Annotated in this window: 10 protein-coding genes and 1 pseudogene; 6 read left to right on the top strand and 5 right to left on the bottom strand. The window is 40.3% G+C overall.

Annotation, left to right across the window (positions count from 1 at the left end; all coding sequences use genetic code 11):
- Positions 1–41 precede the first annotated feature (41 nt).
- Entirely contained in the window at positions 42–416 is a 375-nt protein-coding gene (locus FTV12_RS10045; RefSeq protein ID WP_180033975.1) for an endonuclease domain-containing protein, read from the top strand.
- Positions 417–516: 100 nt separating this feature from the next.
- Here FTV12_RS10045 and FTV12_RS10040 read toward each other — a convergent pair whose 3' ends face one another.
- The 3 genes from FTV12_RS10040 to FTV12_RS10030 form a co-directional block, all read right to left on the bottom strand.
- Positions 517–1,188, bottom strand: coding sequence for a hypothetical protein (locus tag FTV12_RS10040; protein ID WP_180033974.1), 672 nt, complete (start codon positions 1,186–1,188; stop codon positions 517–519).
- 3 nt (positions 1,189–1,191) lie between these two features.
- Entirely contained in the window at positions 1,192–2,631 is a 1,440-nt protein-coding gene (locus tag FTV12_RS10035) for an AAA family ATPase (RefSeq protein WP_180033973.1), read from the bottom strand.
- A 64-nt stretch (positions 2,632–2,695) separates the two neighbouring features.
- Positions 2,696–5,590 (bottom strand): valine--tRNA ligase, encoded by a 2,895-nt coding sequence (locus tag FTV12_RS10030; protein WP_180033972.1) that lies wholly within the window; start codon positions 5,588–5,590, stop codon positions 2,696–2,698.
- A 174-nt stretch (positions 5,591–5,764) separates the two neighbouring features.
- Here FTV12_RS10030 and FTV12_RS10025 point away from each other — a divergent pair, with 174 nt between their 5' ends.
- The 4 genes and pseudogenes from FTV12_RS10025 (at position 5,765) to FTV12_RS10010 (ending at position 9,314) form a co-directional block, all read left to right on the top strand.
- Positions 5,765–6,460: a hypothetical protein gene (locus FTV12_RS10025; RefSeq protein WP_159122836.1), complete on the top strand. Its 696-nt coding sequence runs from the start codon at positions 5,765–5,767 to the stop codon at positions 6,458–6,460.
- Positions 6,460–7,266, top strand: a complete 807-nt coding sequence (locus FTV12_RS10020) for an SDR family oxidoreductase (protein ID WP_159122835.1) — start codon at positions 6,460–6,462, stop codon at positions 7,264–7,266. The genes FTV12_RS10025 and FTV12_RS10020 overlap by 1 nt, the downstream gene beginning before the upstream one ends.
- A gap of 266 nt (positions 7,267–7,532) precedes the next feature.
- Complete coding sequence (locus tag FTV12_RS10015) at positions 7,533–8,807, top strand: glutaminase (RefSeq protein WP_125279214.1); 1,275 nt, start codon at positions 7,533–7,535, stop codon at positions 8,805–8,807.
- 121 nt (positions 8,808–8,928) lie between these two features.
- Positions 8,929–9,314: pseudogene (locus tag FTV12_RS10010) on the top strand (endonuclease domain-containing protein).
- A gap of 32 nt (positions 9,315–9,346) precedes the next feature.
- On the opposite strand, the gene dhaK reads toward FTV12_RS10010, so the two are convergent.
- A complete protein-coding gene (dhaK, locus tag FTV12_RS10005) occupies positions 9,347–11,077 on the bottom strand; it encodes a dihydroxyacetone kinase subunit DhaK (protein ID WP_180033971.1) in 1,731 nt (576 codons plus the stop codon).
- Positions 11,078–11,340: 263 nt separating this feature from the next.
- Here dhaK and FTV12_RS10000 point away from each other — a divergent pair, with 263 nt between their 5' ends.
- Positions 11,341–11,715, top strand: a complete 375-nt coding sequence (locus FTV12_RS10000; protein WP_180033970.1) for an endonuclease domain-containing protein — start codon at positions 11,341–11,343, stop codon at positions 11,713–11,715.
- Positions 11,716–11,808: 93 nt separating this feature from the next.
- Here the strand turns inward: FTV12_RS10000 and FTV12_RS09995 are convergent, their stop codons facing one another.
- Positions 11,809–12,639, bottom strand: a complete 831-nt coding sequence (locus tag FTV12_RS09995) for a TIGR02391 family protein (protein ID WP_180033969.1) — start codon at positions 12,637–12,639, stop codon at positions 11,809–11,811.
- Positions 12,640–12,847: the final 208 nt, after the last annotated feature.

Below are 12,847 nucleotides of genomic sequence, written 5' to 3'. Positions count from 1 at the left end.
GGTTATAAAATCTGCTAATCTCACAAAAAATAAAAAATACCATGAACAAAAAGCTTGATCCTCAACTTTTAATTTTCGCCAAATTCATGCGCCACACTGCCACCGATGCTGAGCACCTCATGTGGCAAATCCTTCGTGCCAAACGTTTTATGAATCTTAAATTTCGTCGTCAGCATGTGATTGAGCCTTATATTGTGGATTTTTACTGTCATGAAATTGGTTTGGTGATTGAGTTGGATGGCAGTCAGCATGGAACGGATGATGCTATGGAATATGATGCTGAAAGAACCAAGTTTTTGGAGGCTTTGGGTTTGAGAGTTGTGAGGTATTGGAATAATGAAGTGTTGGGGCGGACGGATGTGGTGTTGGAGGATTTGTCGCAGAGATGCTTCGAATTAAAAAATACCTCTCCCTAACCCTCTCCTGAAAGGAGAGGGAACTTCATTATGTATCGAATAGCAAACACTTCACAAAGAGTGCTCCCTCTCCCTATGGGAGAGGGCTGGGGTGAGGGCTTTAAAAGACATTGCCTACAATTTTTGATAAATCTACATCACGAGTGATATACCATTTCCAAAATGAAGAGAAAGGAAATTCAGGGTCACACATAGCCTTTAACTTTTCTATTCTCAGATTTTTTTCAGATGTTGTTAATATTAAACTATCATCTAGAAGCTCATCTTTAATCATCAAAAGCTTAGTTTGATATCTCTGAATTTGCTTTATCAATGTATGTCTACTTATACCTTTTAGAGCTGTATTCGTATCATTAAAACATTGGTCTAGAAGGCGAATTGTTGACTCAATTTCATGGTTACTTCCTAAATTTCCAACCTTTACAACTACTTTGTGGTCATCGTTATTGACAATTGGGCAGTGTAACTCGATAGCTTGAGCTACATCTAAACTTTGACAGCAATCTAAAATATTCTTGTGTATATTAGCTTTAATGCTATTACATCGAACGCAAGCATAGAAAAGATTAGCCCAATCAAATTTTTTTGAAAGGTCACCTTCATGTGGATCACGATGTTCAATATTTACGTCTGGAAAGCCTTTTCTTTCACATAAATAACATTTAGAAAAGAATATATCTTGTAGTACCTCAACTACATCAGATGCACGATAATCCTTTGTAGAGGTGCTTAAACTTTTAGGGAAAGTAGGTGGTCTTATAACTGAAAACATGAATTAATGACCCTCATGTTTCAATTTCGCAAGCTTATTTTTTGCGACCATATACTGAAGTTGCAACTCAACGGATAGTTTTGCAAAGTCTTTATTAAATTCATCTAATAAGCCTTGAATTATATTCAGTTCTTGAATTGAGTCTTCTGAGTTTATGAACTGTAAAAGTTGATCAGATAGCTGTTTTAGATTTTCATTATCATCTTTAACATGGAAAAGTTCTTTAATAATTGATTCATGTGAATAAAGACTCAAATCTTCCTCAAAGAATTCACCACTGGAAATATCATAAATTACCGTGTCATTATCAGTGGATGTAATCACAAAAGGCGAATGGGTGCTCACAATAAATTGGACTTTGGGAAATGCTTTTATCAAAAAAGGCAAAACTTTCTTTTGCAGAGAGATGTGAAGATGAACGTCTATTTCATCAATTATTGCTATACCAGAAAGATCTATTGGCTTAATATTTTTTAGCTGTGCTTCCATTAAAAGAGAAGCATATATTTTAAATATAGCTTTAAAGCCAGAAGATAGAGAGTCAAAAGTAAAAAAAGATTGCTTTTGACTGTCTACAAGTAAAACCTGATCACTCTGATGGTTGAATGAGATTCTAATATCAGGATTTTCTAATATGAATTTCAGATCTTTTTCTACTTTTTTAAACCAATGAAGCAGTTTTGAAGCTTCCCGTTTAAGTTCCTGTAACTTCGGTTGCTGTTCGGAAAATTGGATGAGCTGCGATTTTTTCGAAATTAAATATGCTTCTAATGCCTCTTCAATATTATCCCGATTTTTATTTAAACGATAATCTTCATAGTCTTTGAAGACTTTCATAATTAATCTATCATTTTTTACTCTAGATGCATCAAAAACAAAGACTTGATCTTTACTAAAATTATTAGGTGAAATTTTAAATAGTTCAGATACCTTATAGTACTGATCAATTGAGATTGTAAGACGGTTTATAAACTCTATGACATATTCAGGATTATTATAATAATAGTATTCTTCACTTATCTTATTTGGGTTGATTTCCTCTCTATGTGATTTTTTTAAATCTTCATTTGTATTAATTATATAACTCTTAGCATTCTTTCTGAATACCTCAACTTTTTGTAAAAGAATCTTGTAAAGTTGAGATAAATTTTTTCGAAATTCATGTTCATTGAAATTATGATTTTTTAAATCATAATAAATCTTGATTTCATTATTCTTTAAGTCTAGTGACTTAGGAAAGTTGTCTATACCATATTTAATATCTTTAAGTAGATTTTCACGCTCTAAATCTTGGTATTCAGAATATCGATTATTTATTAGATTATCTTCTAATTGTCTTAGAAAACGAGTCTTTCCAGATCCATTTTTACCTGTAATTATTAAATTTCTTTCTTTTAACTCAATTTTTTTACTCTGATAATATAAGAAACTGATTTTGTTCATAATAAAAATAAAGAGCTGAATAATCAGCCCTTTATACTACAAATTAGATCAAACTAACAACACATTAAAGCGCCGCAATCTGCTCCATATTTGCTTTAATCTTCGCTAACTGATCAGCAAATTCAGCAAGTTTCACTTTCTCGCCTTCAACCACAGCAGCAGGGGCTTTTGCCACAAAACCTTCATTAGAAAGTTTGTTAGCAATCTGGTCATGCTGTTTTTGAACTTTGTCCAAGTCTTTTTGCAGACGACCCAATTCAGCTTTAGGATCAATCAGACCCTTCATTGGAACGAATACAGACACGTGACCAACAACTGAAGATGAAGACAATGGTGGTTGTTCGCTGTCGCCTAAGAAGGTGATGCTTTCAACTTTAGCCAATGCTTGGAATAATGCTTCAATACGCGTGATCTGTGCTTTTTCAGCTTCAGTGGTGTTCTGAAGAAGAACAGGTAATAGGCGTGCATTACCTAAGCCCATTTCACCACGGATGTTACGTACCGCACCGATCAGACCTTGCAGCCATTGCATATCTGCTTCAGCTTGTTCGTTGATCTTCGCTTCGTCAGCAACAGGGTACTGAGCCAGCATGATAGTTTCGCCAGAGATCCCCAGTTTAGGAGCAAGCGTTTGCCAGATTTCTTCAGTCAGATACGGCATGATTGGATGCGCAAGACGTAAAGATGCTTCCATCACAGCCAATAACACACGACGAACTTCAGCTTTACGCTCTTCAGATACGTTTTCATCGTTTAGAACCGGTTTAGTCAGCTCGACATACCAGTCACAGTATTCATTCCAGATAAACTCGTAGATCGCTTGTGCAGCCAAGTCTAAACGGTAAGTCGCAAATGCTTGCTGAACTGCTTGTTCCGTTTTTTGCAGACGGCTCACGATCCATTGTTCAGGCAATTCCCAAAGATCAGGACGAGCATTTTGACCAACCGTTTGACCTTCAACATTCATCATCACGAAACGGGTACCGTTCCAGATTTTGTTGGCGAAGTTACGGTAACCTTCCACACGTTTCATGTCGAACTTGATGTCACGACCAGTGTTGGCAAGCGCACAGAATGTGAAACGAACTGCGTCGGTACCGTAAGCCTGAATACCTTCTGGGAATTCTTTACGGGTAGATTTCTCAATCTTCGCGGCTTGTTTTGGGTTCATCAGACCAAAAGTACGCTTTTGTACCAAGGTTTCCAGATCAACACCATCAATCAGGTCTAATGGGTCAAGCACGTTACCTTTAGACTTAGACATCTTCTGACCTTCACCATCACGTACTAGACCATGTACATACACAGTTTTGAATGGTACTTGTGGTGTGCCATCTTCATTTTTCATGAAGTGCATGGTCATCATGATCATCCGAGCAACCCAGAAGAAAATGATGTCGAAACCAGTGACAAGAACATCAGTCGGGTGGAAAGTATTCAAGAAATAGTTTTCTTTATCTTTCGCTTCGTCGCCAGTCCAACCTAATGTTGAGAATGTCCACAAACCAGAAGAGAACCAGGTATCCAGTACATCTTCGTCCTGTTTTAATTCAACTTCAGGTGCAATACCGTGTTTCGCACGAACTTCTTCTTCGTTACGACCGACAAATACATTACCTTCAGCATCGTACCAAGCCGGAATACGGTGACCCCACCACAATTGACGCGAGATACACCAGTCCTGAATGTTATTCATCCATGACATGTACATGTTGCTGTACTGCTCAGGAACGAACTTGATACGGCCATCTTTAACCGCTTCAATTGCAGGTTCAGCCAGTGGCGCAATTTTTACATACCATTGGTCTGTCAGTAATGGCTCAACGATCACACCTGAGCGGTCACCGCGAGGTGGTTTTAGTGTGTAAGGTTGGATTTGGTCTAACCAGCCTTCAGCTTCTGCTTGCTCAACCAGTTTCTTACGTGCTTCAAAACGTTCTAAACCAATGTAGTCTGCTGGTGCAGGGATGGTTTTAGAAATCTGTTCGCCGGCTTTCGCAATGTACTCAAACTCAGCAAGAACTTCAGCATTTTTGTTGAAGATGTTGATTAGTGCCAGACCACAGCGTTTACCCACTTCATAGTCATTGAAGTCGTGCGCAGGCGTAATTTTCACACAGCCTGTACCGAATTCTTTTTCTACATATTCGTCAGCAACAATGGCAACGGTACGGCCAGTAATAGGCAAAACGATATTTTTACCGACAAGATGTGCATAACGCTCATCTTCAGGGTTGACCGCAACCGCAGTATCACCGAGTAATGTTTCTGGACGAGTGGTTGCAACGACAATATGGTCTTTGCCATCTTGAGTGCGAAGCGATTTATCTTCAAAGAAATATTTGAAGTGCCACAATGAGCTTTGTTCTTCTTTATCAGATTCTACTTCAAGGTCAGACAGGGCAGTTTGCAGTTTAGGATCCCAGTTCACCAGACGTTTGCCGCGGTAAATCAGGCCTTCTTCATGCAGTTTCACGAACACTTCTTTAACGGCATTGGATAAACCTTCATCCATGGTGAAGCGTTCACGTGACCAGTCTACTGAAGAACCCAAACGACGGATTTGACGGGTAATGTTACCGCCAGACTGTTCTTTCCATTCCCAGACTTTTTCGATGAACTTTTCACGGCCCAGATCATGACGACTTACGCCTTGAGCACCTAACTGACGCTCAACAACCATCTGGGTTGCAATACCCGCATGGTCAGTACCTGGCTGCCATAAGGTATTTTTGCCTGACATACGGTTATAACGAGTCAAGGCATCCATGATGGCATTGTTAAAACCATGACCCATGTGCAAGCTACCAGTGACGTTTGGCGGCGGAATCATGATACAGAATGATTCACCTTTTTGAGACGGCTTGAAGTAACCGCGCTCTTCCCAGGTTTGGTACCATTTTTTCTCGATCTCGGTCGGATCGTAGGTCGTAGCAATATTTTGCGCTGAATCAGTCATAGTCTAAACAGATCAAAAGTGGATAAAAAATTGCATCTATTGTAGCAAAAAAATCAAGGTATGCGGCAGCTTAACCAAAAGCAAACTTTCGCCAATTGGCAGTTGCCTGAACTCAACGTATGATAGATTGATAAAACGCGACTCATCGCAGACGATTAAAAAAAGGATAACAAGATGAGCTATAGCATTTCTCTCAAGATTCACCCCGATACCCATCAACGCTTTAAAGACCTGCATTCCCGATTTAATGCCGGTGAGCAGGAAAGCCTGGCCAAACTGCTCGGTGAAAATCTGGCCGATATTGCCTGTGAAATTATTGACCAGATTTTTGGTCGTGTGGTGCAGCTCTCTAGCTCCCCAGATCAGGAATCCGAAAAAGTCATTCAACAGATTTTAGAAACGACTCGCAAATATATGCCATGGTCGGTTTCTTTCTTTGGTAATGATCGGCTGATTCCTATGGTGAACTATCTGTACAAGATGACCCATGAAAATGAAGATGGATACTTTGTTCGCTATCCGGTAGAACGCATGCTGATCATGGAACTGCTGGGCTGCGTGGAGCAGATGAAAAGTGGCAATAACCAGTATGTCTCACCGGCATTGAAAGCTTTTATTCAGGTGGTGGATCAGGGTGTGACGCATCTGGTGCGTGAACCAAAAAAGATGCTGAAATTTAATGTGGTGGTGGATAAAACATTGAATGGTGTGATTCACCTGACCACACAACTGGGTTATAAACGTTTTGATAAACTCGGTAGCCTCTATGATGCGGATACCATGAGTTATTATTTTGAGCAGTTGCTGGCATTTCTGGAAGATGAAATGCCGCCAGGAACACATTCATATAAAGAGGGTGACAGGATTTAATGGCAAAACTAGAAAATTTACAGGGAAAAGTAGTCTGGATTACCGGAGCATCTTCAGGAATTGGTAAGGCACTGGCTGAAGAATGTGCTGCCCAAGGTGCACAGATAGTATTGACTGCACGACGTTTGGAAGAACTGGAAAAAGTCCGTTCAGGACTGGTGAATCCTGATCAACACATCTCAGTCGTGGCCGATATTACTGATGAAAGTCAGGTACGCACGGCTTATGAACAGGTGCTAAGTGAGAAAGGCCGCATTGACTGGCTGATCAATAATGCCGGACTCAGTCAGCGTGCCCTGATTCAGGAAACCACCATGCAGACTGAACGCGCCATTATGGAAGTCGATTATTTCTCTCAGGTGTTTTTCACCAAAACAGTTTTACCGACATTTTTAAAACAGAAATCTGGCCGGATTGCTTTTATTTCCAGTGTGGCCGGCCTGCTTGGAACTCAATATCGGGCGTCTTATTCAGCAGCCAAAGGCGCGATTCATATGTGGGCGAATAGCCTGCGCGCTGAAATGGCAGATCAGGGTATTCAGGTATCCGTGATTTTTCCGGGCTTTATTAAAACTAATGTGTCTTTTAATGCCTTAAATGGGGAAGGCAAACCTCAGGCCAAGCAGGATGAAGCGATTGAAAATGGCCTGGAACCGGCTGATTTTGCCCGTCAGACTGTAGAAGCGTTGAAACGTGGTGAAGAATATATCGTGGTGGGGGGCTCTAAAGAAAAACTGGGTGTTCTAGTGTCACGTCTATCGCCAAAAGTATTGTATAAGATGATTCGCAAAACTAAGGTGAAATAATCTGTTTGCAAGATCAAGCTGGTTGTCATCGGTTACAGGTTTATTGCTCGATAGAAATAGACCTGTAATCTGAAAATAGTATGCTCATCTTTATAATTTATCTATTTTAAGCTTCCTGATCTTGTCCAATGAATTCATTTATTTCCTCTATCTCTTTTGTCCATATCCCATTTTCACAACATAAAACTGCATAAAAGTAGCAAAACCGTCTTCAGTATTCAGTTTTAATAAAAATCATATAAAAGATTGAGATGGGAGCATTTGCCATGAAAACGCCGGTACCGGATTACTTGAATCATGTGCTTTCTGCTTGCCATGATAATAAAAAAGGCGCGCTGGCAGATTACATTCCTGAACTTGCTGCGGTTGATCCTGACAAGCTCGGACTTGCACTATCGACAGTAGATGGAACCATCTATTCTGCCGGGGATGATGACGTTGAATTTACCATGCAGTCTCTTTCCAAGCCTTTTGCCTATGCGCTAGCAATCAAGGAACTAGGGCTAAAACAGGTACTGGAAAAAGTGGGTGTAGAACCTTCGGGAGAGGCCTTTAACCAGATTTCGTTGGAAAAAGAACGCAATATTCCAAAAAACCCGATGATTAATTCTGGTGCGATTACCACGCATTCTCTGATTCCTGCCAAGAAAACAGTATCACGTGCTGAACAGTTACGCCGTTTTTTAAGTGGACTGGCTGGACGTGAATTGTCCTTTGATGAGCAGGTGTATAACTCTGAGATTAAAACGGCTTTTCGGAATATGTCGATTGGCTACATGTTACGTACTGTTGGGGTGCTGGACGAAGATCCTAAAGAAATCGTGCATGGCTATATCAAGCAGTGTGCGATTAAGGTCACCGTCAAAGATCTAGCCGTGATCACCAGTATATTGGCCAATGGTGGTGTGCATCCCAAGACAGGGAAACGTATGCTGGATCGGGCTTTAGTCCGGCAATTGCTCAGTGTCATGCTGACCTGCGGTATGTACGATGCTGCAGGTGACTGGTTGACTACAGTCGGTATTCCAGCCAAGAGTGGCGTGGCAGGTGGCATTATTGGAGTACTGCCAGGGCAAGTGGGGATTGCAGTATTTTCACCAAAGATTGATGAGCATGGTAACAGTGTGCGTGGTGTCAGAATCTTTGAAAATCTGTCGCACGATATGGGGCTGCACCTTATGGAAGGTACGCCGTCAGCACAGACCATTCTGCAAAGCCGTTATACGGTGGGTAAAAAGAATAACGTCGTGGTTTATGAACTGCGTGGAGTGCTGCAATTTACTGAGTCTGAAATGCTGCTACGCATTTTGCAGGATGAACCTGAAGGTAAAAGTACCATTATCCTCGATTTGACTAATCTCACTTTGATGCATGATGTCGGTGCCCGAATGCTGTTTGAAGGTGTAGATCGTTTAAAACAGGATGGACATAAAGTACTAGTCGTAGATTCAGAAGGTTTGCTGGATAAGGACCAGTTGAAGGGTAGAAAAAGGGTGGTGGTGACGGAGGAGTTGGAGACACATTTGCAGAAATATAAATAAAATAATCCCTCCCAACCTCCCTTTAATAAAGGGAGGAGCTGTCACGTAATTTATTTGTTTACCTGGAGTTCCCCTCTTTGGAAAAGAGGGGTCAGGGGAGATTCTAAAAAAGAGAATAAAAATGAAACCCTATCATAAAAATTTAAAACAAGTTTCACGCAATCTACGAAACAACATGACTGAAGCTGAAAAGCTGCTCTGGTCTAGATTACGTGGAAAACAATTATTAGGTTTGCAGTTCTACCGACAGAAACCGATTTTAAATTACATCGTGGATTTTTATTGTCCATCAGCAAATCTAGTGATCGAGTGTGATGGTAGTCAGCATTTTACTGAGGAGAATTTAGAAGCAGATCGAATAAGAGATGAAGCTTTGGCTCACTTGGGATTGAAGTATTAAGATTTGATAATAGAGAGGTGATAGGGAAGATTGATGGTATGGTGGAAATGATTTATCAGTATTGTTTGAATGATTCCTTAAGAGAATCCCCCTTTATAAAAGGGTGAGAAGCACCGCTTCGCAAGGGAGGGATTTTTAATTATTTAATATGCTCAGCAATATCAGTAAAGATCACACCTAAACCATGCGCGCCAGCATCCGGATAACCCAGACTACGATCACCCACAGTCCCGGCACGGCCCATACGTGCCACGATGTCTTTGGTTGATTCCGCACCTTGAACTGCCGCTTGAGCACCTAAAATAAAGTTCTCTTTAAAAGTCTTGTCAGTATTGACCGACCAAGAATCTGCACATGGCACCAGAGCATCAATTAAGGTTTTATCACCCACAACTGCACCTCGACCAAATGAACGTTCGCCTGTGACTTGAATGCCTTTTACCGCTGCTTGTAACATCTCGGCAAAATCAGCCACAGTTAAAGTGGTTTTGCTTTTAATGGCTTTACTGGCTGCACGGAATGCTGAACCCCAGATTGGACCTGATGCACCGCCACAATGTTCCATGATGATCATAGAGCAGTTCAGCAGGAAATCATCCATCTGTTCAGCTTGAACCAGTTCATGCCATTGACGTTTTAGCTGTTTAAAGCCTTTAGATACGCTCATACCGAAGTCGCCATCACCTGCATGAGCATCCAGTTCACAGAAAGGCACTTCATTTTTAATAATGCAGGCACTCATCACATCGACCACATAGCGCATGTTTTCAATAGTGAATTGTTCATTGGCAATCACAGCATGTTCAGGATGCGTTTCAACATCTGTATTTACTGTGCGTACAGCAGCTTCGTCTTTGGCCGCAAACTCAAATGGCAGTGCAGTTGAACCATCCATTTTAAATGCAGGAGTATTGGCTTCTGCATCCAAATAAGTTTTCAATTCATCATCCACCGCCAACAAGGAAACAGATGCACCTGCCATGTCGATACTGGTCATGTAGTTGCCGACAAAGGTACGGTAAATCTTGATGCCTTTGCTTGCCAGATGTTCACATACATCATTATTAAACACATACAACTCTTGCAGTGGCGTTGTGCCAAAGCCATTTACTAGAACAGCCACTTCAGTCAGGTTTGGACGATCCAGAAACAAGTCATCAACAATACGTTGTGCCAGTTCTTTAGACGGCAGAATCTTTTCACGACGGATGCCCGGTTCACCGTGGATGCCTACGCCGTATTCCATTTCATCATCAGCTAAAGTGAAGGTTGGGGTGCCTTTGGCTGGAACGGTACAAGAGGTATAGGCAAAACCAAGACTAATCACATTGTCCGCAGCTTTCTGAGCCAGTTCTTTAACACGTGCCAGTTCATAACCTTTAGAGGCAGCAGCACCGGCAATTTTATGGACGAAGACCGTACCGGCAACGCCACGACGGCCAACTGTATATAGACTGTCTTTTACTGCGATGTCATCCGCTACTTTCACGTAATCAACTTTGATGCCATCTTCAGTGGCTAAGGCTGCGCCATTCTGGAAATTCATCATATCGCCAGAATAGTTTTTAATAATCATTAGGACGCCTTTGTCAGTCGCGACTTGCTGCAAGGCTTTATAGACCTGAATTTGTGAAGGAGAGGCGAACACGTCACCACATACGGCAGCATCAAGCATGCCTAGACCGACAAAACCGGCATGGGCAGGTTCATGACCGCTACCACCCCCACTGATCAGGGCGACATTTTGGTGTTTTTCTTTTCTAGAAATGATTTTATAAGATTCATTAAATGCCAGTTCTGGATGTGCCAGGACAAAGCCTTTGCACATTTCGATAACGATGTTTTCAGCACCGTTCATGAGTTTTTTCATTGGAATACCAAGAGTCATTGATTTGGGAGATAAATTTATTGGCCTATTATTCATGAAAGTGATGATTTTTGCAGACTTAAAAGTGTAAAAACGAACAGTCGAGGATTGATGGGTTAGAAAAGGGGCGCATATTTGATAAATTAAATCCCTCCCAACCTCCCTTTTTCAAAGGGAGGGGCTGTCACGTAATTTATTTGTTTCCGTGGAGTCCCCCTCTTTGAAAAAGAGTGGCTAGGGGAGATTAAAAATAAAAGAGAATAAAAATGAAGCCCTATAATAAAAACTTAAAACAAGCCTCACGTGACTTACGTAACAACCTGACCGATGCTGAAAAGTTATTATGGTCACGACTTCGGAATAAGCAAATTTTAGGTTTGCAGTTTTATAGACAGAAGCCAATTTTAAATTACATCGTGGATTTTTACTGTCCCGCTGCTAATTTGATTATTGAGTGTGATGGCAGCCAGCACTTTACGGATGAAGGATTGGAAGCAGATCGAATTCGAGATGAAGCTTTGGCTCAATTTGGGTTGAAAGTATTGAGGTTTGATAATGGGCAGGTGATGGGGCGGATTGATGATGTAGCAAATGTAATTTATAAATATTGTTTGAATGAGCTTCCTAAAGAATCCCCCTAAATCCCCCTTTTGCAAAGGGGGACTTCAAACGAATTTGATGGCGGTTATGAAATCATGTAGTCCCTCCCTTTTTCAAAGGGAGGTTAGGAGGGATTACATTTGACCTTCATACATTTTTTTAGCTTCAACTACTTTGTCTAATTTTCTATGAATTAAGGACACAGTCGATAAAATATCTAAAGCATCTTGTTCATCTATATTCCATGTGATTTTAGGGGCATGAGCTGTAGTATTTCTAAATGTTCCAAATATCCCTTTAAGTAAATGCATAAAACCGTTTTGTTCACTCTGATGACTTGGTGTAGTTAAACTATTTAAGGCTAAATAAGGAACTTTATTTTTATATGCAAAAGCTTGATCTACTAATTCAGAACCATCACTTGTTAGTTTTGTTTTGATTCTAATTTTCTCAGCAATACTTTTAGTGGCTTCAAAAACCGCATGAAAATAATTATCTACGAGTAGTTCTGCTCTACAGAAGGCTAAGACATCAGGATGTATTTTTCTATCTAATAAAGTTTTTCTTAAATTTTGTGCTCGTGCTTCAGCTTCATCAAAAGTTTGAACTTTGTCTGCTTGCTTGAGTTCGCCACTTTCATTGAGTTCAAAACCTTCAAATGACAATACATAATTCAATTCAGTTCGTATATTTTCAAACCATTCTTTTCTATGGATATGTCGTGAAGGACGCATAACATACTTAATAAAAGCTAAGACATTATTGGAACAGCGATCTTCAGTTTGTTTTGAGTATAGAGCATCATATAAGCGTTTCCATTTTGTTGAATTTAATTGAAGATCTTTGATATTACATTCAGCCAGATACTTGGTAATTTCTGTTCCTGAAAGCCCATTATTAGTTTCACCTAAAGTTTTACAGATGCTCTCTAAGCTTCCAAGATCTAAACTTTTTATTATTGCCATTTGTCAATCTTAAATTTTTCATGGATTTAAGCATTCTAAATATTCATTTTATTTATAGCAATTTAATCCCTTCCAATCTCCCTTTAAAAAGGGAGGAGCTGTTATGTAATTAAATTAATACGTGAAATTCCCCTCTTTGAAAAAAGAGGGGTTAGGGGAGATTAAAAACAAAAAAATCCCCTCACTCGAGGGGATTTTTTATATTCGA

Source organism: Acinetobacter sp. YH12233, from assembly GCF_013417725.1.
GTDB lineage: Bacteria > Pseudomonadota > Gammaproteobacteria > Pseudomonadales > Moraxellaceae > Acinetobacter.
The sequence above is the reverse complement of the archived record's forward strand: the minus strand, read 5'-3'. Positions and strand labels throughout refer to the sequence as shown.

Bases quoted from the DNA above. Each gene is read 5' to 3' on its own strand.
- FTV12_RS10015 (WP_125279214.1), top strand. From the start codon at position 7,533: ATGAAAACGCCGGTACCGGATTACTTGAATCATGTGCTTTCTGCTTGC.
- FTV12_RS10020 (WP_159122835.1), top strand. From the start codon at position 6,460: ATGGCAAAACTAGAAAATTTACAGGGAAAAGTAGTCTGGATTACCGGA.
- FTV12_RS09995 (WP_180033969.1), bottom strand. From the start codon at position 12,639: ATGGCAATAATAAAAAGTTTAGATCTTGGAAGCTTAGAGAGCATCTGT.
- FTV12_RS10030 (WP_180033972.1), bottom strand. From the start codon at position 5,590: ATGACTGATTCAGCGCAAAATATTGCTACGACCTACGATCCGACCGAG.
- dhaK (WP_180033971.1), bottom strand. From the start codon at position 11,077: ATGAAAAAACTCATGAACGGTGCTGAAAACATCGTTATCGAAATGTGC.
- FTV12_RS10040 (WP_180033974.1), bottom strand. From the start codon at position 1,188: ATGTTTTCAGTTATAAGACCACCTACTTTCCCTAAAAGTTTAAGCACC.
- FTV12_RS10045 (WP_180033975.1), top strand. From the start codon at position 42: ATGAACAAAAAGCTTGATCCTCAACTTTTAATTTTCGCCAAATTCATG.
- FTV12_RS10025 (WP_159122836.1), top strand. From the start codon at position 5,765: ATGAGCTATAGCATTTCTCTCAAGATTCACCCCGATACCCATCAACGC.
- FTV12_RS10035 (WP_180033973.1), bottom strand. From the start codon at position 2,631: ATGAACAAAATCAGTTTCTTATATTATCAGAGTAAAAAAATTGAGTTA.
- FTV12_RS10000 (WP_180033970.1), top strand. From the start codon at position 11,341: ATGAAGCCCTATAATAAAAACTTAAAACAAGCCTCACGTGACTTACGT.